Here is a 23,682-nt window from a genome sequence, read left to right on the forward strand (position 1 = left end):
CCTTACTCCCGATTTCCGTTCTTCATTTAGCCAAATCCCGATTCGTCAGTTTTCGTAGCGTCACCGAGCACAGCAGGGTCAATCCCAGAGCCCCTCCAACTAAGGATCCCCACATCAAAGGCGACAAGAGGACGTAACGCCGGGAGTTCTCCAGTATGAAGGTTAGCAGGTTGCCTCCAAACCAATTCGTAACAACAGCGACCCCGCCAAGCCCCAGCATGAACAGAAACGTTAACCCTAAATAAACGCTGCCTTTCTTTAGAAGCTCATAGTAGATGAACACCCCGTTGATCAGCAGGCCGTAACCAATCCAGGTGAAGCTGAACGCGAGAAAGGGCCCCGCCCCGATGGCATTGCCATTCATCAGGTACGTTACGAGATAGAACCCGCCGTAGAACAAAATGCCGTTCAGCAATGTCGCCACTCCCAAATGGATCAGTCTGCTTCGAATCACCGTTTTCAGAGGAATCGGCAACACGCGGTAATAACGGAGCATTTCGGTATATGAATCATCCTTAATGTAGTTAAATGATCGCCGGTTATATAGAAAACCCGTTAACGGAACCATGATCAGCATCAGGAAATCGCTCATCGGATCCATCAAGCGGGTCTCTTCCCGAGCCCCGACCAGGCTGCCGAGCATCAAGGTAATGTACAGCGTGAAGATGACGTTCCAGATCAGAAACAGCCGATCGTTTCGCAAATCCTTTTTGACAATCACCCAAGCGTCTTTCCAACTGTCCAAATCTATCAACCTCTTTTCAACCCCTTCGCCGATGGGTTTGATGATCACTGTGCTTACTGTTTATATCTTTATACACAGTATAATCAGTGTACATATCCATGTCAACCTCTTCCTTATGCCGCGCAAAAAAAAGAAAAACGCCAACCGCGCGATTCCAAGGAATCCGCCATTGGCGTTATAGATATTTCGGGATCTAAAGCTATTTTTCCGTCCCTGTATATACTTCGATCCGGTCCGCTGAGGAGCTACGCCCCCAGGATGACTTCCCACACCGGCTTGGTATGGCCGCCCGGATACATCAGGTACAGCAGTACGTAAACAGCCACTCCGGTAACGGCGGTGCAGAACCAGATCACCGAGGTCACCCGGCCCCATTTCCGGTGTTTGGCGTATTTCGCCTTGAAGCCCAGCACCAGGGTGGTAATGCCAAAAACAGCTGCAACGGTCGCCAGGATGATATGAAAGATGAGGAAGGTTTGATAATACCCTTTGAGATTGTCCGGTCCTCCCCAAGACGTGTTGCCGATAAATACGGTTCGCGACATGTAGATCACGAAGAACAACAGCGCAGCCACAGCCGCAGCGATCATCGTCTTTTTGTGGGCTTCCCGTTTCCCCTTGATGATCAGCCCCCAACCGATCGCTACCAACACGGCACTAATCACGATAAACGATGTGCTTAGCGTTGGAAATAACGTAAACAGATCCAATTTGCATCCTCCTAAACGTTTTGTGAGGGATCCTTCTCCCGATCCTAAGATCCGGTCTGAGGCGGGGGTGGATTCAGCGGGGCCTCAGGCAATCCCGTTCCTATCGTCTCTTCTTCCTCGGCGTTCTCCCGGTTCTCTTGCTTGTACCACTGGAAGAAAACATAGGCCAGCATCGACGCAAAGATAAATTCCTGAATGAACTTCATCAGGATTCCACCCACCTGTTGATCGATATCGGGCTGCAGGTAACCAAAGAACTGCGGACCGCCGAACTGGCGGAGCAGCATCGCCGGATCCCCCGCCACGCAATAGCCCATCGCCCGCGCCCAAACCGCAGGATCGCTGTACGTCGCGTAAAGCGGCTCGTCAGCGAAGATAATCAAGCCGCAGGCCGGCGTCAACAGCACCATGTTGAGGAAGATGAAGCCCATCTTCTTGAGTCCCTGCACCCCCGCACGCTCCGGCAGCGGATTGACCAGCGTCCACCACATCAGTCCTGCCGCAATAAACAAGATAATGTAATACAGGCGGTGCACCCCAAAGTGCAGCATAACATAGTCATGAACCACCGGCAGATGGTAAAACGAAAACAACCCGTTAAAAACCACAGCCGCGACGACCGGGCGGGCGAACACTTTCAGCTTCCTGAGCGGGCTTGCAGCAAGATAAGCGGTCACCTTGCGCCAGACCCACGGCGGCAGCCCCAGCATCAAGAGCGGCGGCGCCAACAGATAGGACAACGCCATGCTGAGCATGTGGAAGCTGAACATCATATGGCCCAGCAGTTCCACCGGACCGCCTTGAGCCAGATAGAGCAGCAGCATTCCGGTAATGAATAACAGCTTCCGTCCAACCGGAACACGGGATTCGCCCTCTGCCCATTTCTCACCGCCCGGCCCAATCAGCACGAAATATCCGGCTGTCACCAGCAGCATCAAAGCCAGAAATACCGGGCTCCATACGGCTGTAAAACTAAAATATTCTAATCCCAGCACGGCAAACCCTCCTTCCGCAGCGCCGTCAGTTCTGTCCAAATTGTGAACAAGGCCTCATATACGACAAAAACGGTGACAGCGCCCCCCTGGGACGGTACCGTTTTTGCGCCTTACTTATCATTATCTTACAGATGAACCTGTTACCACCACATCCAGTACAAAGCGGCAATAATCGCAGTAAACGCGACAAAAAATCCGCCGGCCATGAAGACGATCGGGATCAAATGCCCCTTATCCTTCATGTGCATCCAGTAGCCCAGTTGAACCAGCACCTGCAGCACGGCCATCACCAGCAGCAATATGACCGTGAAGGCGGTATTAACTCCGCCGGCCGCTACTGCCGCAAAGGCGATCAAGGTCAACACGATGGAGAATATAAACGCGATAATATGTTTCTCCGGACCTTCATGACGCTGACGGTGTTTTACCGCCGGTGAACCGTTCGATTCTTGATTGACCATCCGTTAGACCACCTTTCCGAGCAGGTAGACAACCGTGAAGATGAACACCCAGACAACGTCGATGAAATGCCAGTAAATGGCCGAGACGTAAATCTTCGGCGCCGTGACGACGGTCAAGCCCTTTTTAAAGAGTTGCCCGATAAGCAGTGAAATCCACAAAATCCCGAACAAGACGTGCGCTCCGTGGAAACCGACCAGCGTATAGAACGCCGAACTGAACGCGCTTGTCGTCATGCCGTATTCCTCATGCAGCACGTATTCGGCAAACTCGTAAATCTCCAGCACCAGGAAGGCGAGGCCAAGCAATACGGTGACACCTAACCAGCCTGCCAGCTTTCCCTTGTCGCCGCGATGCATCGCCTGAATGGCGAATACGCTCGTTAAACTGCTGACCAAGAGGATAAAGGTTGCAGCCGCCGTCATCGGCAAGTTAAACAACTCGCTCGCCGACGGGCCGTCTGCGATTTGGTTGCGCAAGGCCAGGAAGGTCGCGAACAAAGTACCGAACAGGACGGCCTCTCCCCCGAGAAACAACCAGAAGCCCAAAATTTTATTGCGGCCTTCCAGCGTCGCCTTCTCCGGTTCGTGCGGCAATGTGCCTGTGACCTGCGATGTGTTTGGTGTACTCATGCTTCGACCCCCTTCCCCTTCAGTTCTTCCGGTTCGATGTGCCAGCCGTGATCGTCATACAAGGAGCGAAGCAGCATGCACAGGAACGTGATCGCTAAACCGATGCCGACAACGATATAGTTGTTGAACAGGAAATTCATCAGGCTGTTGCCGAAATCATCGTTGGTGAACATGAAGCCCAACCCGGCGATGAACAAGCCCACCGACATCACAAAAGGAAGAATCGTTGGCGACGGCATGTGGATCGGCCCAACCGGCTCAGCCGGTGTCATTTCCTTATTGCCTGCCATCTTCTCTTTCCAGAACGCATCGATGCCGCGTACCAATGGAATTTGCTTGAAGTTGTATTCTTCCGGCGGCGACGGGATCGCCCATTCCAATGTACGTCCGTCTTCCCAGGCGTCGCCCGCGACGCCTTTCGGTTTTCTCGTCGTGATCGCGATATTCACCAGGAACAAAATCACCCCAACGCCCATCAGGAACGCACCGATCGTACTGACCAGGTTCATCAGATCGAAGCCCTGATTTGGCAAATACGTAAAGACGCGGCGCTGCATCCCGATCAATCCGAGGAAATGCTGCACGAAGAACGTCATATGGAAGCCGATAATGAAGAACCAAAACTCCCATTTACCCAGTCTTTCATCCAGGATGCGGCCAAACATCTTCGGCCACCAGTAATGCAGACCGGCAAACAATCCAAGCACCAGACCGCCGACGATAACGTAGTGGAAATGCGCGACTACGAAATAAGTGTCATGATACTGGTAGTCCGCCGGCGCCGAAGCCAGCATGACCCCCGTAACGCCGCCCATTACGAACGTCGGGATAAATCCGGAAGCAAACAGGTTCGCCGTCGTAAAGCGGATTTGCCCGCCCCACATCGTGAACAGCCAGTTGAAGATTTTGATCCCCGTCGGAACGGCGATCAGCATCGTGGCGATGGAGAACAGCGCGTTGGCCACCGGCCCCATCCCTGTCGTAAACATATGGTGCGCCCAAACCATGAAGCCGAGGAAGGCAATCAGGATCGTAGCGAATACCATCGAGCTATAACCGAACAGCCGCTTGCGCGAGAATGTACTTACGACCTCGGAGATTACCCCGAACGCCGGCAAAATCAAAATGTAAACTTCGGGGTGACCGAAGATCCAGAAAATATGCTGCCACAACACCGGGTTGCCGCCGCTCTCCACATTAAAGAAGTTAGCGCCGAGAATCCGGTCGAACGTAAGCAGAACCAGACCTACCGTGATCGCCGGAAAAGCGAACAGGATCATTGCCGATGTCACGAACGAGGTCCAGGTAAACATCGGCATCCGCATAAAGGACATCCCTGGCGCACGCATCGTAATGATCGTTGCCAGGAAGTTAATACCGCCGATCAAAGTCCCAAGACCGGCGATCTGTAGGCCGATGGTATAGAAATCGACCCCGTGCGTCAAGCTGTACGCCGATGAGGACAGCGGCGTGTACGAAGTCCAGCCGGCATCCGGCGCACCGCCCATGATCCAGCTGAGGTTCAGCAGCAAGCCGCCGAACAGGAAAGTCCAAAACCCGAGGGCGTTCAAGAATGGAAACGCCACGTCCCGGGCCCCGATTTGCAGCGGGATGACCGCATTCATCAGGGCGAAAATCACCGGCATCACGCCGAGGAAAATCATCGTCGTGCCGTGCATTGTAATTAGTTCGTTAAATTGCTGCGCCGTTACAAAGTCGTTCATCGGTTTCGCCAGCTGCACGCGGATCAGCAATGCCTCGATACCGCCAATCCCAAAGAAGAAACCGCCCGCCACCAAATACAAAATGGCGATTTTCTTGTGATCGACCGTCGTCAACCAGTCCATTAACCCCTTGTGCCGCTTGACAGTGTGAGCATGAGCCAAGGTTTGTACCCCCTCTTTTAATTCCTATCCATCCATGCCGTCCATAGAGGCACGCAAGATTAATAAGATAATTTGCTGTTTGCCAAGTAGTCGGCGATCGCTTCGATTTCCGCATCCGTCAATCCGAGATCTTCTTTCGGATTTGGCATTTTGTTGCCCGGTTTCACCTTCTGCGGATCTGTCAGCCATTCCACCAAATTATCCTTGACCGGTTTGCCATCGATCGGTTTGCCGGACGCTTCCGCATTATGTAAAATGCTCGCTACCGTCTCTCTGCTGCCGATCCCTGTCAGGTTAGGCCCGATGGGTCCGCCTTGGTCGCCTACGGCGTGGCAGCTCAAGCATTGCGTCTTAAATACTTCGGCCACAGCCGGGTCTTGAATCGTCTGTACCGGCGCCTTCATCGCATCAACCCAACGGTCGAAAGATTCCTGGCTCACCGCCTTGACTTTGAACTCCATGAAGGCATGGGATTTCCCGCATAGCTCGGCGCACTTCCCGAGGTAAACCCCTTCGTTCGTGGCTTCCAGCCAAGCTTTGTTAATTGTTCCGTCCGTATTCGTATCCGTTTTGCCGCCGAGCGAAGGCACCCAGAAGGAGTGCAGCACGTCCGCCGTCTTCAGCTCAAGCGCGATCTTCTTGCCCGTAGGAATAATCAAGTCCTGGGCCGTTGTAATTCCGTATTCCGGATAAGTGAATTCCCACCAGAATAAATGCGAGGTCACTTTGACCTTCACTGCATTTGCATCCTTCGAATAATCCTCGCCAAAAGCAAATACCTTCTGCACCGTAGCAACCGCCAGGATCAGCACCAGAACCAGCGGAATCGCCGTCCAGATGATCTCCAGCTTATGATTGCCTTCAACTTGCTTCGGAATATCCGTTTGTCCCGGCTTGCGGCGGTACTTGACCCACACGTATGCCGCGATTCCGAATACGATCAGCATGACCACTACCATGATCGTAATCGACAGTTTAATTAGTCCGAGCTGCCCCTCGGCCACCGGACCCTGCGGTCTAAGCACGGACAGGTCTTCGCGGCCGCATGCGGACAAGAGGAACGCCAGCATGGCAAACATAGGTGCCAGCCGCTTAACAGCCTTCCACGGTTTCATCATTGATCTACCCCACTTCTTACGTTTTCTTCCGCAGCATCACAGAGATTTCCAGCCTGTAGCAGCTCAAAAATCTACCTGTCTATCACGGAAACTACATTCCTGTCAATTAAAACAATCACCTATTAAATATATGATCGAACCCCTCGTTTGTCAATGATTCAGGGGCAGTTCACAAATTGTTCAAAAATCCGAGAAGCCGCACCACAAAAGGTTTTGTTAACGTTTTCTCCCATTCGACACCGACTGAAAAGGCTGCCAATTTTGAACATTTATCGGCGAATTATGACGTTTTCTTGCTCTGCTTCATTTTTGACATTTCTTCAAACTTTATTTCATTTTGATTGAAGAAATTTGCGTTTTATAGCCCGGGATCCGGTCTTCATTGGGGAATTACTAAGGGCGCGGCAGCCAGGGGGTAGATCAATGCGGAGAGAGTGTTGGGAGGCCCGGGAGATCGGTACGCGGACCAAGGTATGACTAAGTCTTGAGGGATGAGGGTGCGGGATGGGGGTGGGATGGGTGCCGGGAGATGCGAGGTGCCAGGGCGGCGTGGTGCCGAGGTTGACGTGGTGCGGGAGTGTGCAAGGTGGGGCGAGTGGCCTAATGCGGGTGAAGTTGGTGTGTTGACGAGGGCGACGTGGTGTGGGAGGCGAGTGTGGTGCTGAGGGCAGAGTGCCAAAGGAAGCGTAGTGTGGATACGAGTGTGGTGTTCCGATAGAGGGCATACCGAGGGGGGCGTAGTGTCTAGGGCAGCGTCTTGCTGGAGAGTGCGAGGTGCTGCGAGTGGCGTGGTGGTGCGAGGTGTTGACGAGGGCGACGTGGTGCGGGGTGCCATAACAAGATGGAATGCCATGGAGAAGTAAGTTTCGCTAATATCTTGCGCCGGAGGAGTCACTCCACCGCTCTAACGGAACCTAGTGACCTTATTTGCTCATTTCCCGGATATTTCCCGCTGTAACGGATCCCAGCGACCTTATTGGGCTCATTTCGCGAAGGTTTAGCCTCGTTTGCCCCAAATAAGGTCTCCTGGTTCCGTTAGACGGCGACACATCCGCAGCCCTTACCAATAGCGGCTCTAGGTTCCGTTAGAAAGCCGAAGTTTGCCAGAAGGTTCGACGTCATAACTTGCCGCGAACTCCCGCTGGAACCACATTTGCTACTTCACCACTCGCCTACAGCTAGCGCAGCACGAACTTACCATTGATGGCTGGAATCGCTGGTTGGATTCCCAGATTGGATTCGCGGGTTGGGTTCTGCTGATTTGGTTCTGCGGGTTGGGTTCTACTGATTGGGTTCGCTGCTGGATTTCCTGGTTGGATTCCCAGATTGGGTTGACTGGTTGGTTCTGCTGATTGGGTTCGCTGATTGGGTCCAAAGGTTGGTTTCGCACGCACTGGCTGGGTTACTGATGGCGAAGTCACTCCACCGCTCTAACGGAACCTAATGACCTTATTTGCTCATTTCCCGGTGATTTCCCGCTGTAACGGATCCCAGCGACCTTATTTGGCTCATTTCGCGAAGGTTTAGCCTCGTTTGCCCCAAATAAGGTCTCCTGGTTCCGTTAGACGGCGACACACCCGCAACCCTTACCAATAGCGGCTCTAGGTTCCGTTAGAAAGCCGACGGTCGCCGAGAAGGCGTGACCACCAATAGCATCTCGGTTCCGTTAGAAGCCGACGTCCGCGGAAGGTTCGACCACCAGTAGCGGTTCTGAGTTCCGACAAAAAGCCGACGGTCGTGGAAAGGCTCGATCACCAATCTCGATCACCAATAACGGTCTGCCCTGCTCCGACAGAAACAACAAGAGGCCATTCTGGTTGGAAGGGCCTCTTTTCCATTCTATTTGCCATCCGTCAGCACCAGCGGTCCGTCCTCCGTGATCGCCAGCGTATGCTCATAATGCGCTCCCAGGCTGCCGTCCGCCGTGCGGATCGTCCACCCGTCATCCTCCCACAACACGGCGCCGGTGTCCCCGCCGGTAAAGATCGGCTCGATCGTGATGACCATGCCCGGCTGCAGCGTCACTCCGCTGCGCGGCCGGCCGAAGTTCGGCACGTCCGGCGCCTCGTGCATCGCCCGGCCGATGCCGTGACCGATCAGCGGCTTCACAATGCCGATGCGGGCGGCCTGCGCCACGCGCTGCACTGCATACCCGATATCGCCGATCTTCTTGCCGGGAACCGCTTCAGCGATTCCGGCCAACAAAGCTCGCTCGGTGGTCGTCAGCAGCTTCTCCGCTTCATCGCTCACCTGCCCGATCCGGTAAGACCAACCGGAGTCAGCCATCCAGCCGTTTTTGCCTACGACGATGTCGATCGTGACGATATCCCCCGGAGCCAGCTTCTGCTTCCCCGGGAACCCGTGGCAGACCACGTCATTAATCGACGCACAGGTCGCATACGGAAAGCCGTTGTATCCCTTCTGCTCAGCAGTGGCCCCCCTCTTCTCCAAAAACGTCTCTACAAAAGCGTCAATCTCCAATGTGGTTATTCCCGGCCCGATCATTTTGGCGATTTCACGATGGCATTCGGCCAAGATCCGCCCCGCCTCATGGATTCGCTCGATTTCCTCTTTGGTTTTCAAACGTACCTTCACGTCCTGATTCTCCTCCCGCTGCCGTGCGACGATTAATTTCGTGATGCTCCCGCCTCATTTACCTTAATATATGTGGGAACGTACGAAAAAAACCGTCCCGAACGCCCAAGGCGCCGGAACGGCGATATGCTTACATCAAATGATTTCAGGAAACGGACGAATCCAATTTCCCGAGCTCATGCTCAACCAGGTGGGTCAATTCCTCTTCATAGCCGCCCATAATACGATATTTGCGGACATATTCTTTCACGAACTTCTTCGGATCCTTCGGTTTGAAGATTCGGGTCATTTCCCGTAAACTTTCTTTCACTTCGTCATGACCTTTCGTTGCCATACTGATTCCCTCCCAGAACGCTTAAGGTAAATGCTCCGATTTTGCGACGCCGAAAAGTGCAGGTTCACATTCATGAAGTCGTGCCGGCTATTCAGTTGTATGGAATGACCTCCTATTCCCTTATTGTAACATATTCAGAATCAGGTTTCAGCTTTCTTCCATTCGTACATTTTTTATCCGATTCACTCATCTTATTTATAAACGGGATAAAGGGGCAAACTACAAGCAACTTATGTCAAACGTCTGGACTTGAAGAGGAGGGATACGCCATGATTTCCCGGACGCCAAAAATCATCATATTATATGCCAGCTACGGGGACGGACATTACCAAGCCTCCAAAGCAGTCGAGGCCAGTCTGCGAAGCCGCGGCGTAAACGATGTCACGCTGCTGGATTTGATGGCCGAAGCACATCCGCTGATTAACGGACTGACGAAGTTCGTGTACATGCAAAGTTTCAAAACGATTCCCGGCCTCTACGGCTGGGTCTATAACGCCACTAAGGAAATGCCGCAGGAAGCGCCCCTGCTCGAGGTCATTAATTCGTTTGGCATCGGGAAGCTGCAGCAAACGTTAAGGCAAACCCGTCCGGATCTGATCATCCATACCTTCCCCCAACTCGCCATGCCTCGATTGTTGAAACGGACCGGGCAATCACTGCCGCTCGCCAATATCATCACTGACTTCGACCTGCACGGACGGTGGATCCACTCCGAAGTCGACCGCTATTACGTAGCGACCGAGGATCTGAAGGCGGAAATGTTGAACCGCGGCATCCCTGAAGAACGGATCCGGGTGAGCGGCATTCCGGTCAAGCCGGAATTTGCCAGTCCCAAGCCCAGCCCCGCCACCCCCTATATCCCAGCCGCCGGGATACGCCCCGATCTCCTTCCAAGGGATATTCGGGAGAACCGCCCCGGTAAAATCACCGTATTGCTGATGGCGGGAGCGTACGGTTCAATGCAAGGGGTTCGTGAGGTGATCGAGCGGTTAATAGCTCTGGAGCGTTACCGGGTCATCGCTGTGTGCGGGCGAAACCGCGAACTTCACCGCGCGCTCCAAGAACAGATCCGCCCCCATCCCGACGTGTGCCTCCTGGGGTACGTCGAGCAGGTGGCCGAGCTGATGCGGAATTGCGACTGTATCGTGACCAAGCCGGGGGGAATTACCTTATCCGAGGCATTGGCCTGCCGGCTGCCGGTCTTTGTGTACCGCCCCGTTCCCGGGCAGGAGCTGAACAACGCGCGGTACCTCGCCCAAAAGGGCGTAGCTCGCATCACCCGCACCCCCGCGGAGCTGACGGAAGAAATCGACGCGCTCTTCGAGGACGAACCCCGACTAACCGAGCTGCGCCGGAAAATCGAAAACCTCCGCCGGCCCGAAGCCGCGGAGGTCATTGCAGAGGATCTATTACAGAAGTGGTTCGCGCCCGAACGGGCGGAGCTGGTTCTTACGTGAGAGGGCTCGTCATACATTTAGGGTAAGACAATCCTTTCCGAAAGAAGGTCATGCCCTGATGTCTCCTTTCAAATCATCCACCGGCCTGTATGAGAACGTCGCCGGCTTCCTGTGTTACCTGTTCGCTTTTGTCGGCGGCGTCGCCTTTCTCGCACTGGAGCGGCGCAGCCGCTTCGTGCTGTTCCATGCCCTGCAATCGGTTATGCTGTTTGGCGGCTTGATGCTGGCCCATGCCTTATCCGGCTTCCTCCCGGTCATTGGCATCGCCGTCAATCTGCTGCTGACCCTGCTGGGCGTAACCCTTTGGATCGTACTGATGCTCGCCACGCTTCAAGGCAAATGGCTAAAGCTGCCCTGGATCGGCGAATTGGCAGAAAGGCAGTTACAACGGATGTAACTTGACCTGACGGCCCCCGACCGTGAGTGAGTTGCCGAGGATTAAGCCGTTGCTTGGGCGGTTTCGCTGGCTTCGGCTTCGATTTCAGCCGTGGAGATTTTACGTTTACTCCCCAAACCGTTAAACAGCAAATTCATGACAATTGCCGTAAAACTGCCCGCCACAATCCCGTTGTCCACGAGAATCCGCAGGGCAGCCGGCAGTCGATCGAACAGCTCGGGCATCACGGTAACCCCGAGTCCCATGCCGACGGAACAAGCGATGATCAGCAGGTTCTCGTGCCGGTTCAAATCCACCTGGTCACCCAACATCCGGATGCCGGAGGACAAGACGAGACCGAATAACGCGATCATCGCTCCGCCGAGCACCGACGTCGGCACCAGTTGGGTCAGGGCGGCGATCTTCGGCACGAAGCCGATCAAGATCAAAAGTCCGCCGGCCACGACGATAACATCACGGGTTTTCACCCGGCTCATCTGGACAAGCCCGACATTTTGCGAATACGTCGTATACGGGAACGAGTTGAAAATCCCCCCGAGCATAATCGCGAGCCCTTCTGCCCGGTACCCCCGCGTCAAGTCCTTGTCGGTTATTTCTTTACCCACGATTTTGCCAAGCGCCATAAAGACGCCCGTTGACTCGGCGACGCTCACGATCGCCACCAGAATCATCGTTAGGATCGCGGAGGCGTGAAACGTCGGTGTGCCGAAATAAAACGGCTGTACCGCATGAAACCAGCTGGCTTCCTTGAGGGGCGTCAGGTCTACTTTGCCGGCGAGCGCCGCCACCAGCGTCCCGACGATTAATCCCAGCAGTACGGAGATCGAGCGCGAAAAACCTTTGGCAAAGCGGTTCATCAGAATGACGAACAGCAACACGCCAAACCCAAGCGCAAGATTGAGCGGACTTCCGAAGTCGGGGTTCTCCCCCGGGCTGCCCCCGCCGAGATCGGAGATCGCCACAGGGATCAGGGTGACCCCGATAATCGTGACGACAGAACCGGTGACAACCGGCGGAAACAAGGCGATCAGCTTCCCGAACAAGCCGGCGAACAAGAAGACGAACAGACCGGAGGCGATGATCGCGCCATAAATGGCGGAGACCCCGGCGCCGTCCGTTAGTCCGATGGCGATCATCGGCGACACGGCTTGAAAAGCGCAGCCCAGCATGACTGGGAGACCGATGCCGAACAAACGGTTCCCCCACACCTGAAGCAGCGTGGCAACGCCGCAAGCCAGCAGGTCAATCGCAATCAGATAGGTCAATTGCTGCGGGGTGAAATCCAGCGCTCCCCCGACGATCAGCGGCACGATAACCGCCCCGGCATACATCGCCAGCACATGCTGCAGGCCCAGCGAGAAGGTTTTCATCGGATGACGGTGTTTCTGAAAAATACGTTCGCGTTCCATTTCGTTTAACTTCCTCCCTAGGCGATAATTAATCACATGAATGAACAGGGGTATCCTCTACAAAAGCAACCGCGCCGTCTTCCAGCGAAGCAACGCGAACGAGCGACTCGACGCGGTATCCCGCTTCCGTAAGCAGCCGCGCCCCCGGCTGGAACGACTTCTCGATCACGATCCCGATGCCGGCGACAACGGCCCCGGCTTTCTCCACGATACGAGCCAATCCAAAGGCGGCCTCGCCGTTTGCCAAGAAGTCGTCCACAATCAGCACCTGATCGTCCGCACGCAGAAACTTTTTCGACACCGTGATTTCGTTCGTTTCCTTTTTGGTGAACGAGTAGACTTTTTCCACATAAATGTTGTCCTTCAACGTCAGCGACTGATGCTTGCGCGCGAAGATCATCGGGACGTTCAACGCTAACGCCGTCATGATCGCCGGGGCGATCCCCGAGGATTCGATCGTCAGCACCTTCGTGATGCCTTCACCGGCAAACCGCCGGGCGAACTCGTCCCCCATTTCCTTCATCAGCACCGGATCCATTTGGTGATTGAGAAACGAATCGACCTTCAACACCTGGTTCCCCAGCACGATTCCTTCCGCCATCACTTTGTCCTTCAGCAACTTCATTCCCGTGTTCCCCTTTCCTATTCGCAGATCCATCCCAACAACTCAACGCCAAAAAAGCCCATCTCCTCAGCGGAAATGGACCTGTAGACAGAAAGCACTCGATGTGAACCCAAAGAAAACAGCGCAAGCAGGCAATCAGGCGATAACCAACCTGATCGAAGCCTGAAACCTCCGCCTTCCGGGCTTATGCACAGCGTTACTTTCCGTAGTCCGATCATTCCGGTGATCAGGTAGAGACATGCAGGCCGATTCCTGCACTTATACGGAACATTCATAGATTCATCTATACACAATGCTAGAAGTATAACGCATCCCGCCCGGGAAGAGAAAGAGGAATTTCGAGGGATTCGTGAAAATTTTGCAAAAACTGCGTTTCATTGACCTGCGGGTTAACCGCAGCAAGATCAGCTTATAGCGGTTTGGGCTCCCGCGGCAAAAGGTTGTTCAGCAGCGACTTCAGCTCGCCGTCTTCCTTATAGGTCTTCTCGCCGGTGTCCAATTGGCGCACGCGGATCTCACTATAGTCCGCACCGGCTTCCGTCGGTTTGAATATCAGGTTCTGGCGATCCTCCAGGCGCAATTTATACCCCATTTCGTCGAACATCTGCAGATAGTCCGCTTCGGTCGGAGATTTCCCGGGATCGAGAAAAATCAGCCCGCGCAAGTTCTTCACTTCATCCTTATGTACGACGTCAAAATGTACGATGCATTCCATATGCTGCACGCTCCTGTTCACTGATTTATGCGGTATAGCATCCCCCGCTGCAGGCGGGAGCATCCGCTGAAGCGGAGCATCGCCTGAGGCCTTGGCTGTAAAAAAGCGAAGCCGGCGCAGCAGCTGCGGGGCAACTTCGATCGCCTGGCCCCTGGCCGCCGTACCGGCGTATACCGCATGCTTATCTATTACTACGAATGAGTTTGCTGCCGCGGCAGTTCACTTTATGACAACCTGATGAACTTTCAGATAGGCAGCTCTGCCAGAGCTCTAAATCTGTTCCGAGCCGCAATGCGGACACCATTTTGTGCCTTTCACCAGCGTAGAGGAACAAATTTGGCATTTGACGGTGGCTACGCCGCCGATCATCACTTCGACTTCCGGGCTCTCCGGCTGCGGCGCGGCGGCATTCTGCGACCAGCTGCGAATGCGGCGATCCAGCTCCTCCTGACGTCTGCGCTCCCGCTCCAGCTCGCGCTGGCGGCGATCCTCGTCCTCGGGTTCGACCGGCTCCGCCGCTTCAGGTGCCGGTGCCGGCTCCCGCGTCTCCAACTTCTCGCGAACCAGGGAAGCGGCGAGCTCCAGCGTATCCATCTCGCCGATCGCTGCCGGCTTCATGACCGGCGGCTCGGAGCTGACCGCCGTCTCGCTCGCAACCGGAACCGGCGGTTTCTCCGGTTCCGCAGCGGGCTTCAGCAGCTCCGTCGGAACAGACGGCTTGGCTTTGACCAGCTTCTGGCCGCAGTACTGGCAGAACAAAGCATCTTCCGCCACGTTCCGGCCGCAGGCGCCGCACAGGCGTTCATTTTTGAGCTCGGCGATTTTCAACCGGATCTCATCCCGCTCTTCCGTCAGCAGATCGCAGGTCTTGGCCAACTCGAGCATCTCCTTCTCCGCTGCAGCCATATCCTTTCTCCGGTAGGCTTCGTAAAACACTTCACCCATTTTTTGAAAATATAAACCAAGCTCACGTTCGATATTTGAAATTTGGGTGTTCAGTTTCCCGATCTCTACGACATTTTGCGCGCGATCGGTCACCTTGCCCGCACCGTCTTTTAACCGTTGTAAAATATTCATGGATGATTCCTCCCCGCGAAATATTCATTATCATACCAGATTTTGCACCCCCGTGAAACCGCCTTGCGACTCAGGACGCGGCTTCCCCGGTTTTCCGTGCACGCCGGAGATCGCGATTATCGCCCTCCTTGGCGGATTTCAGCTTATCGTCCGGGACAACATGCGGCAATTAGTACAACATATGACCGAAGGACACCGGGCTAGTACGGGAAATATTGTGGAAAATGCAACACCGGTGCGCGGCGATAGGCCCAGGCTCAGATGTGTACTGTTCGCCGCTCAAAGCAGAGTTAGGGAAAATACCGCAAAAACGGGCTTGCATAGGATGCAATCAGGTTCAGGGAAGATCGTTGAAGAACATGAGATCTATTGTGGTGAGTAAGCGCCGTTGGGGCGAAGGGCGCAGCTTAGCGGAGAAATCCTTAAACAGTGTGTGCAGTGTGTGGGATGCGGGAGCGGTCTGGCGTCTCTGGTGCGTGGAGGCATCCTTCGTGCCACGGAAGTAGGGCTTGATGCGGAGGGATCGTTAGTCGAACGGGAAATTGCCACGGCGCGTAAGGCGCATGGGGGTGGAGGGCGGCGGCACCCGATCTTGCAGCCGGGGCGGCCGCGCTGACCGCGCTGACCGCGCGAGGCAGGTCAGCGCGGCTTACGGCNCAAAGGGATCTGCACCGCATGATCCGGTTCCAGTTCGACCTGCAGCTCGTCCGCTTCATAGCGGACACTGGGCAGGGCGTCTTGGGATGCTCTCGTTTTTGGCCTGGTCATGCGAACCTCCTCCTCACCGCAAGCGGTATTTACTCAACAAAATGTACTCAAGCTGCCGGACGAACACGGCTCGCTTATCTTAACTGCTCCCGGACTCCCTTGCTCGCTTCAGCCTGGGGGCGTTCAGCCGAACGCCCCCTCCGGGAACAGCCCTTTTTCCTGCAGCTCGATCAGACTGCGCAGCTCCTCATCGCTCATTTCCGTCAGCCACTGCTCCCCGGAGCCAACCACTTGCTCGGACAGCGATCTTTTTCGCTCAATCAACTCATCGATCCGCTCCTCCAGCGTTCCTTGGCAGATCAACTTGTGCACTTCGACGTTCTTCTGCTGTCCGATTCGGAACACCCGGTCGGTCGCCTGGTTCTCCACTGCCGGGTTCCACCACCGATCATAATGAACGACATGGTTGGCCCGGGTCAGATTGAGGCCGACACCGCCCGCTTTCAGCGATAACACAAAGATCGGCGAGCCCTCGCCGTCCTGAAACGCCCGGACCATCCTATCGCGATCCGCCTTCGGCACCCCTCCGTGGAGGAAAAACGGACGAACCCCGTACCGCTCCGTCAATCGCTCCTGCAGCAGCTCGCCCATCCGCACGTATTGGGTGAAGATCAGCGTTGCTTCCCCACTGTCCATAATCAGGTCGAGCAGCTCGCCGAGCCGTTCCATCTTGCCCGAACGGCCGAAGGCGCCCGGCTCCGGCGGCCGCGTCCCCTGCACCAGCTCGGGATGATCGCAGATTTGCTTCAGCCGGGTCAGCGAAGACAACACCAATCCCTTGCGGGCAATGCCGTTCTGGCTGCCGATCCGGCCAAGCAGCTCCGCGGTGACCGCTTGATACAGACGGGCCTGTTCAACCGTCAATGAACAGTAAGATTTCAGCTCGATTTTCTCCGGCAAATCCTTGCGGATATCCGGATCGCTCTTGAGACGGCGCAGCAGGAACGGCGCGACCAGCTTCCGCAGCTTCTGCAGCTCGGGTCCCTGCTGCTCCCCGGCGGCCCCGGTATAATGGGCTCGAAACGAAGCATGAGTCCCCAGGTATCCGGGATTGAGGAATTGAAAGATCGACCACAGCTCGCTCAGCCGGTTCTCCACCGGGGTACCCGTCATCGCGATCCGGTGCGGCGCGCTGAGCTTCATCACGCTTTGCGCCTGCTTGGTTCCGTAATTTTTGATATATTGGGCTTCGTCCAATACCACCGTTGTCCAGTCCGCCGATCGCAGTTCCTTGGCGTCGCGGCCCGCCAGTTGATAGGTTGTCAGAACGACGTCGCACGCCTGGTACTCCTCCAGAAACCGTTCTCCATGAGAACGATCGCTCCCATGGTGCACATATAGACGCAGGCTTGGAGCAAAGCGGGAGAATTCGCGCTGCCAGTTGCCGAGCAGGGAGGTCGGGCAGATGATCAGGCTTTTCCCTGCGTTTTCCCGGACGCCGTCCAGCAGCACAGAGATGACCTGTACGGTTTTTCCCAGTCCCATATCATCGGCCAGCAGAGCGCCGAACCCCAGCTCGCGCATCGCGGACAGCCACTGGTACCCCCGTTCCTGGTAAGGCCGCAGCGTTCCGATCAGACTGGAAGGCACGGGCCGCGCCTGCGGTTGACGAACCGCCCCGCCGCTCACCAGCAGGGACAGCATTCCCGTCGTTTCGATGCCGGTCACTTCTACGCCTTCCAACTGCACCTCTTCCTCGCCGGAAGCCAGGTGCATCAATTCCCGAAAAGTCAGGGTGCCGTTCTCATGCCGCTTCATGAACTTCAGCACCTGACGGATCTCCTTCACATCCACTTCAATCCATTCACCGCGAAAAAAAACCAGCGGCAGCTTCGCCGACGCCAACTCGGCCAGCTCTTCCCGGGTAAGCTCGCGGCCGCCAAGCAGCACCTCTGCATCATAGGCGACCAACTGATCCACCCCCAGCTTCGGCATTCCGGCTGTCCCGCCGTCCGGCAATCCGTTCGCGAACCCCCGGGTTTTAATGCGGATGCTGGCGGAGCGCCGCCCCTCCCGGGTCCAGCGGCTGGGCATCTGCACGGTGACCCCATGCTTGCGCAACGCGGGCACGGACTTGCTTAAGAAGGCAAACACGTCCTCCGGCTCCAATAGCAGCTCCCGCGGGCGCGGGTTCTCCAACGCGGCGGCCACTTCCCGGGAGATGTCCGCCGCCTTGCTGAGCCGCAGCAAGAAGCTTTCCTGTACGTTCCGGTATAGAAGACCGCGGATTTCCATATCCGGCTCGGGGTAGCTCCAAATGAGTCCGGCCGGCAGCAGCATGCCGGTATCCTCCGCGCCCTCCGCCCAGAAGCTCAGTCGCCAGACCGGAGCCGCCGCTCCGCTGCCCCTATTCTCCTCGCTGCTCTCCTGAACCGGCTCCACACGCAAGCAGAGGCGCAAGCTTCCCGTTGTCAGGCTGCCCTCTTCGGGTTCTTCCGCCCTTGGACGGCCGCCTCCGGCAGCGGCGACATCCGCGCTCAACTGCTCCAACTCCGCCGCAGCGCCCTGAATATCCGGAGGCTGCCCGCCCGTCAGAAGGCCGTTCCACCACAGCTCGGCGAGCGGCGACGACCCCCGATGGTAGTCCGCCCGAGCGGGGTTCAGCTTCCGCCCCAGATCCTGAACGGCCCCGCGCGTTTCGTGATCGATCATGGCGGTCAGAAAGGAATGCAGCACCGCCATTTGCCGGTCCTCCAGCTGCCCTTCGTCCTCGGAAGCGGTTCCCGCCCCCGTTTGCACTGCAGCCAGACCGATCGGCGGCATCGCCCCGGCCAGCCGCCGGAATCGCGCTGCATCCTCCGGCTCAGTCAGCAGCGGCCCCCAGGCCGCACGCATTTGCCCTTGCGTTCCGCGGCGCCGTCCGGCGGCAGCCACTGGACGTATGGAAGGCGCTATCCGGCCGCGCAGCAGCAGCTCCAGGGCAAACCTGGCCGCCTTGCTCCAATAGCTCATTTCCGCTCCCGGCTTGATCCCCTGCTCCTCCCATACCGATTCGTCCCAGTGCAGCAGCAAGCGCCACGCCTCGGGGACAGGCAAAGCCAATCCCTCCAGGGAACGGCCGATTAAACTGCGCCGCTCCCCGCCCTTATAGGAACTCCGTACGGAAGAAACCGGATACCTCACCTCAGCCAACCGCAGCACGGCATGCTGAAACGGCCGAACTCCCGGCTCCAGCTCCTTGCGCCGAAGCACGGCGGTCCAGGCATCCACCTTCGACTCCGATACCTCCCCGGAGAAGCAAAACAATACATCGCCCAACCATATTCCATAAAGACGTTGATTCATGGTGATCTCCCGTCGGTTATCCTGATTCCTGCCCAAATTCATTACTAACATCTTATACGAAAACCGCCGCTTATAAAACCGCCTTGCTTCCCATCCGGCCCTCTTCCTTCTCCCATCCCCTTATCTTTTCAGGAAAAGTGGGGAATATTTCTAGTACCAAGAACTTCGAAGGAGGAGGTTTCCCATGTTGCTGTTGCGCGGACGGGCCGGGTATTGGTGCAATCTTGCCTCGTTTGCTGCGTTGCTAGCGGCCAACCTGGCAACAGCGTCGCTTCCGTTCGGCAACCGCCCGTCCCGCGAGAGCTCGCACGGCCTTCACGCGCTCCTGACGCCGGCGGGTTATACCCTCTCGATTTGGCTGCTTATTTACGGTTTATTGGCCGGGTGGGTGCTTTATCCGCTGCTGCGGCCTGCTAGAGGACTGTTCTCCGCTCCGCCGATGCCGATCCGCTTTCTGCTCTCTTGCCTGCTCTCGATCGCCTGGGTGACGCTGGATGACCGGCATCCCTTGCTTTCATTGGCGGCATTGCTTCTGCTGGTGAGCGCAGTTGCCTCCATGTACCGAACCACCCGGCACATCGTCCGGCCAACCGCCGCGGAAATCGGGTTGGTTCGCCTGCCGTTCAGCTTATATTTCGGGTGGGTCAGCGTAACTACGCTTGCCAGCATCGACACCTTCCTTGCCGATAGTCATCTTCTCGGCAGCCCGCTTGTCGACAGCCCCTGGCAGCCCGGACTCCCGCTGCTGCTCCTTGCGTTCGGGCTCCTCACCGCCTGTCGGGTCGGATTCCGATGGCGAGACGCCCTCGTTCCGCTCACGTTCGCTTGGGGGTATGGCGCCATTGCAGCCGAGCCTCAGCTGCACCGCGCCGTGGCCTTCGCCTCCGGCGCCGGAGCTCTGGCCCTGACCGTCTACGCGCTTTGGCTCTCCTTCCTGCGATCCTCCGAGCGGGACTAAAAAAAGCCGCCGTAGGGCTTTCGCCTCCGGCAGCTTGCTCGCCCGGCTCTTCGAGCCTGGCCAGGCCGTTCCTCTTATTTCACCGCGATCACTTCGATCTCAACCCGTCCATCCTTCGGCAGACGCGCCACTTCGACGGCACTGCGCGCCGGATAAGGTTCGGCAAAAAACGAACCGTAAACTTCGTTCACCTTGGCAAAATCATTCATGTCCTTAAGAAATACGGTTGTCTTGATCACCTTCTCCAACCCGCTCCCGGCTGCAGCCAGCACGGCCTGAACATTTCGCAAAGCCTGTGCGGCCTGGGCCTCGACCCCATCGGCCAGCTGTCCGGTTTCCGGCACCAGCCCCAGTTGCCCGGAAGTAAAGATCAGATCCCCGAGCTGAATCCCCTGCGAATACGGGCCGATCGCCCCCGGCGCAGCGGTTGTAGAAATCACTTGTTTCATCATAACCTGTCATCCCATCCTTTCTACTCCTCATTTTAACGACAACCCGTCCGTCACGGCAACTTGAACTACGAGCAGATTCCTTCATCACGTTCTCGAGCCGGCTTTAAGGGCAAATAGAAAGAAAACACGCTGCCCTGACCTTCCTTGCTGCTCATGCGGATGAATCCTCCCAACAGGCGGGCCAGGTTGCTGCTGATCGACAGCCCCAGACCGGTTCCGCCGTATCGCCGACTGATCGAACCGTCCGCTTGCTGAAACGCCTCAAATACGGCCAACTGCTTGTCCTCCGCAACGCCAATGCCCGTGTCCGACACAGTGAAGACCAGCCAATCTCCTTCCGGCGTGTCGTCCGCTGAGGCCCGGCAGATGTCCAGCTCAACATGCCCCTCATGTGTAAATTTAAATGCATTGGCTAACAGATTTCGCAGGATTTGTACGATCCGCTGCGGGTCGGAGATAATCGAATCGGGCAAGCCTCTCTCCAACCGGGTATAGAACTCAATCTTCTTCTGGGCGGCGATCCGCTCGAACTGGGTCTGCATCCAGACAGGAAGCTCGGCCAGCACCACTTCCTCGTTCATAATCTCCAGCCGACCGGCCTCTACCTTGGACAAATCCAGGATATCGTTGATGATCTGCAACAGCTCCTGACCGGATTTATGGATAATGCGGCCGTACCCCGCGATCTCCTCCTCCGCTTCCTCCGATTCGCTGATCATTTCCGCGAAATTGATGATGCTGTTCAGCGGCGTCCGCAGCTCGTGCGACATCGTCGCCAGGAACTCCGATTTATAGCTGGATGCCTGCGCCAACTGCTTGGCCCGGTCCTCCAGCCCAATCTTCGCCTTGTGCAGCTCATCGGTCTGCTTGCGAAGCAGTTCGTTGGCGTACTTCAGCTCTAGATTTTGCCTTGCCCCAAGCTGGAAGTCGCGAAGGATCAGGGCAAATACCAGACTGAGCAATAAGCTCAGCGGCAAGGCAACCGGCATAATCTCCAATAAATAGTACCGCATCGGCACAACGCCAAAGAGAGCGATGTTGATGCAGTTCGCCACATTCACGACTAGAATCGTGACCAAACCTTTGACAGCAAAGCGATGACGGGTGCGCCGCATCCAGTAATTCAAGCCGGCACACACGAATCCGAGCAGCGTCAGGTTCAGCAAGCCAACCAAGGCGGCATCGCTGTAGCCGAACGTAAGTCGGGCCAGGCCAATGCCGACCCCGATCACAACCATCGTCAACGGGCTGGAATAGACAAAAGCCGCTATCATCAGCGGCACCAATCGAAGGTCGAATAGAACATCTTCTTTAAGCCGCAAGCCAAATCTCATACAGATCCAGCCTGCGAGGATCATCAGCAGGACGGACAGGACGTAGAGTACGTTCTGCGGTATTCTGCGCAACCCGTATTTATATAGGATATTGGCCGTATAGGCCACGGTAATCAACAAGCATAGATTTAGCACAAAGGCATTTCCGATCCCCATATCCCCACTCCTGAATGCCGAATCGGCTGGCCTGTCACAGATCAGCCGGATTCCTTGCTTTGGTTATCCCGCTGATAATACTGGACGAACAGCTCGGCAAAATATGGATCCCACTGGGTTCCCCGGCCTTGTTCCAGAATCTCGATCGCCTGGGCTCTCTCCAAGCCTTTTCGGTAAGGACGATCCGAGGTCATGGCGTCGAAGGCATCCGCTACAGCGATAATACGCCCAAACAGCGGGATTTCCTCCCCGGCTAACCCGTCCGGGTAGCCCCCGCCATCGTAACGTTCATGATGCGACCGGACCCCCGGTAAATAAGGGGCCATCGCGTCCGCAGGCTCCACCTGCTTTAAAATCGCCTCACCCAGCACCGGGTGCTGCTTCACCTGCTCCCACTCCTCATCGGTTAACCGGCCTTCCTTCAGCAGCACCGCATCCCGAATGCCAATTTTACCGATATCATGGAGCAACGCCGACTTGCGCAGCTCATCGATACGCTCCTCGGACAACCGGGCCAACTCGCCGATCTTGACCGCGTATTCCGCGACCCGAAGCGAATGGCCGGCTGTATAAGGATCGCGGGCGTCCAGCGCTGCCGCCAGCGTCGCGAAATAGCTGTCTACTAATTGGTTGTTTAGAGCGGCCTGGGTTTGCAGCCCCCTCAGCATATGATTAAATCCCGTAACCAGACGGGAAAACTCATCGGAAAATAAATCGCTGGCTCCTGTCCGAATGCGCCCGGACTTCACCTCCGCCATCCGCTCGTATAAGTGCTGGATAGGCATCATAATTTCGCGGGCCAGCAACCGGGAACCCATAAACGCAAACACAATGCTCACGGCCATAATATAGCCGGCCCACTGCCAATAGGCGTAGGCCCCATGGTCAAAGTCCTCAAGCCGAAACTGCATCGACAGGCTATACAGCAGCAAAGGCGCCATGCTCATTAAGAAGAAACTCCATATTAACTTTCGAGATACAGGGACAATTACCCTTCCGTGAAGCGATAATTCCTTGCCGAACATCTTGCGGCTCCAGGCGATCAGCTCCTCGAGAACCGGCCGGATCGCATAGGAGGTTAAGTAATATTCGATCAAAGCATGCATGCAGCTGACCAGCATCCCGCCCAAGGCAGCGAGCAATACGTAATAAGACGGGATCGACAGGCGTCCGGCATGAATCAAGCCCAGCGTGAGACCCGCACCGGGAACCATCAGACCAAACAAATGCGGTCCGAGAATCCGTTTGACGGCCAGCGAAGGCAAACGATGCGTGCGTATGTATACATTTTGAAGCGTTTGGTAACTGCCGACTTCCTCCATAAATACGCTGCGAATCGGCTTGATCTGCCGGGCGAATACAAACCATTCCAGCCCCAGCATACAGCAGAGCGACAGGAGCAGGATCCCGATCAACCAGGCATACTCCGAGGAGGATATATGTAATGGCGCAGCGGCGATGAGACTTGCGAGGGCAACAACCGCAAACAAGGAACCGGCAGCGTAATTCAATAATAGGCGAGAAATAAACGTCCTGTACACCGTCAAGGAGGATGCCTTCTTTCCGTCTCGCGAT

The 23,682-nt window shown here is 56.1% G+C and carries 20 protein-coding genes and 1 riboswitch; of the genes, 3 read left to right on the forward strand and 17 right to left on the reverse strand.

Translation table 11 applies throughout. From position 1 onward, the window contains the following. Positions 1-22: 22 nt before the first annotated feature. The 9 genes from BN3795_RS00630 to BN3795_RS00670 form a co-directional block, all read right to left on the reverse strand. A complete protein-coding gene (locus BN3795_RS00630; RefSeq protein ID WP_068782821.1) occupies positions 23-745 on the reverse strand; it encodes an ABC-2 transporter permease in 723 nt (240 codons plus the stop codon). Between the two features lie 245 nt (positions 746-990). Next, positions 991-1,455 carry a DUF420 domain-containing protein gene (locus tag BN3795_RS00635; protein ID WP_068782822.1) on the reverse strand — a complete coding sequence of 155 codons (465 nt, stop codon included), beginning with the start codon at positions 1,453-1,455 and terminating at the stop codon, positions 991-993. Positions 1,456-1,499: 44 nt separating this feature from the next. Beyond that, a complete protein-coding gene (gene ctaG, locus BN3795_RS00640) occupies positions 1,500-2,450 on the reverse strand; it encodes a cytochrome c oxidase assembly factor CtaG (protein WP_068782823.1) in 951 nt (316 codons plus the stop codon). Between the two features lie 140 nt (positions 2,451-2,590). Then, positions 2,591-2,911 carry a cytochrome C oxidase subunit IV family protein gene (locus BN3795_RS00645; RefSeq protein ID WP_068782824.1) on the reverse strand — a complete coding sequence of 107 codons (321 nt, stop codon included), beginning with the start codon at positions 2,909-2,911 and terminating at the stop codon, positions 2,591-2,593. Between the two features lie 3 nt (positions 2,912-2,914). After that, entirely contained in the window at positions 2,915-3,541 is a 627-nt protein-coding gene (locus BN3795_RS00650; protein WP_068782825.1) for a cytochrome (ubi)quinol oxidase subunit III, read from the reverse strand. Next, positions 3,538-5,388 carry a cytochrome c oxidase subunit I gene (gene ctaD, locus BN3795_RS00655; RefSeq protein WP_068782963.1) on the reverse strand — a complete coding sequence of 617 codons (1,851 nt, stop codon included), beginning with the start codon at positions 5,386-5,388 and terminating at the stop codon, positions 3,538-3,540. Before ctaD ends, BN3795_RS00650 begins: the two co-directional genes overlap by 4 nt. Before the next feature lie 98 nt (positions 5,389-5,486). Beyond that, a complete protein-coding gene (coxB, locus tag BN3795_RS00660; protein ID WP_068782826.1) occupies positions 5,487-6,545 on the reverse strand; it encodes a cytochrome c oxidase subunit II in 1,059 nt (352 codons plus the stop codon). Between the two features lie 1,839 nt (positions 6,546-8,384). Next, positions 8,385-9,140: a type I methionyl aminopeptidase gene (map, locus tag BN3795_RS00665; RefSeq protein ID WP_068782827.1), complete on the reverse strand. Its 756-nt coding sequence runs from the start codon at positions 9,138-9,140 to the stop codon at positions 8,385-8,387. A 145-nt stretch (positions 9,141-9,285) separates the two neighbouring features. Beyond that, a complete protein-coding gene (locus BN3795_RS00670; protein WP_059042463.1) occupies positions 9,286-9,474 on the reverse strand; it encodes a hypothetical protein in 189 nt (62 codons plus the stop codon). Positions 9,475-9,743: 269 nt separating this feature from the next. Between BN3795_RS00670 and BN3795_RS00675 the strand changes: the two genes are divergently transcribed. Further along, the gene (locus BN3795_RS00675; RefSeq protein ID WP_068782828.1) at positions 9,744-10,931 is read left to right on the forward strand and encodes an MGDG synthase family glycosyltransferase; all 1,188 of its coding nucleotides are present in this window, start codon (positions 9,744-9,746) and stop codon (positions 10,929-10,931) included. 58 nt (positions 10,932-10,989) lie between these two features. Beyond that, positions 10,990-11,328, forward strand: a complete 339-nt coding sequence (locus tag BN3795_RS00680) for a DUF4870 domain-containing protein (RefSeq protein WP_068782829.1) — start codon at positions 10,990-10,992, stop codon at positions 11,326-11,328. Between the two features lie 41 nt (positions 11,329-11,369). Here the strand turns inward: BN3795_RS00680 and BN3795_RS00685 are convergent, their stop codons facing one another. The 5 genes from BN3795_RS00685 to BN3795_RS00705 all read right to left on the reverse strand — a co-directional run bounded on the left by BN3795_RS00685 (position 11,370) and on the right by BN3795_RS00705 (position 19,207). After that, on the reverse strand, positions 11,370-12,737 hold the full coding sequence (locus BN3795_RS00685; RefSeq protein ID WP_068782830.1) for a nucleobase:cation symporter-2 family protein: 1,368 nt from the start codon (positions 12,735-12,737) through the stop codon (positions 11,370-11,372). A gap of 28 nt (positions 12,738-12,765) precedes the next feature. After that, positions 12,766-13,362, reverse strand: coding sequence for a xanthine phosphoribosyltransferase (locus BN3795_RS00690; protein ID WP_068782831.1), 597 nt, complete (start codon positions 13,360-13,362; stop codon positions 12,766-12,768). A gap of 186 nt (positions 13,363-13,548) precedes the next feature. Next, positions 13,549-13,648, reverse strand: a riboswitch (purine riboswitch). 123 nt (positions 13,649-13,771) lie between these two features. After that, positions 13,772-14,077 carry a hypothetical protein gene (locus BN3795_RS00695; protein ID WP_068782832.1) on the reverse strand — a complete coding sequence of 102 codons (306 nt, stop codon included), beginning with the start codon at positions 14,075-14,077 and terminating at the stop codon, positions 13,772-13,774. A gap of 270 nt (positions 14,078-14,347) precedes the next feature. Continuing rightward, on the reverse strand, positions 14,348-15,154 hold the full coding sequence (locus tag BN3795_RS00700) for a zinc ribbon domain-containing protein (RefSeq protein WP_068782833.1): 807 nt from the start codon (positions 15,152-15,154) through the stop codon (positions 14,348-14,350). An 891-nt stretch (positions 15,155-16,045) separates the two neighbouring features. After that, positions 16,046-19,207, reverse strand: a complete 3,162-nt coding sequence (locus BN3795_RS00705; RefSeq protein WP_068782964.1) for a DEAD/DEAH box helicase — start codon at positions 19,205-19,207, stop codon at positions 16,046-16,048. 184 nt (positions 19,208-19,391) lie between these two features. Between BN3795_RS00705 and BN3795_RS00710 the strand changes: the two genes are divergently transcribed. Next, the gene (locus BN3795_RS00710; protein WP_068782834.1) at positions 19,392-20,165 is read left to right on the forward strand and encodes a hypothetical protein; all 774 of its coding nucleotides are present in this window, start codon (positions 19,392-19,394) and stop codon (positions 20,163-20,165) included. A gap of 74 nt (positions 20,166-20,239) precedes the next feature. On the opposite strand, the gene BN3795_RS00715 is transcribed toward BN3795_RS00710, so the two are convergent. From BN3795_RS00715 to BN3795_RS00725, 3 genes are all read right to left on the reverse strand, one after another. Further along, positions 20,240-20,617, reverse strand: a complete 378-nt coding sequence (locus BN3795_RS00715) for a RidA family protein (RefSeq protein WP_068782835.1) — start codon at positions 20,615-20,617, stop codon at positions 20,240-20,242. A 65-nt stretch (positions 20,618-20,682) separates the two neighbouring features. Next, the gene (locus BN3795_RS00720) at positions 20,683-22,107 is read right to left on the reverse strand and encodes a sensor histidine kinase (protein ID WP_068782836.1); all 1,425 of its coding nucleotides are present in this window, start codon (positions 22,105-22,107) and stop codon (positions 20,683-20,685) included. 41 nt (positions 22,108-22,148) lie between these two features. Then, positions 22,149-23,654 carry an HD domain-containing phosphohydrolase gene (locus BN3795_RS00725; protein ID WP_068782837.1) on the reverse strand — a complete coding sequence of 502 codons (1,506 nt, stop codon included), beginning with the start codon at positions 23,652-23,654 and terminating at the stop codon, positions 22,149-22,151. Positions 23,655-23,682 lie beyond the last annotated feature (28 nt).

Origin of the sequence: Paenibacillus phocaeensis, assembly GCF_900021165.1 — a bacterium.
In the GTDB taxonomy this organism is placed as follows: domain Bacteria; phylum Bacillota; class Bacilli; order Paenibacillales; family Paenibacillaceae; genus Fontibacillus; species Fontibacillus phocaensis.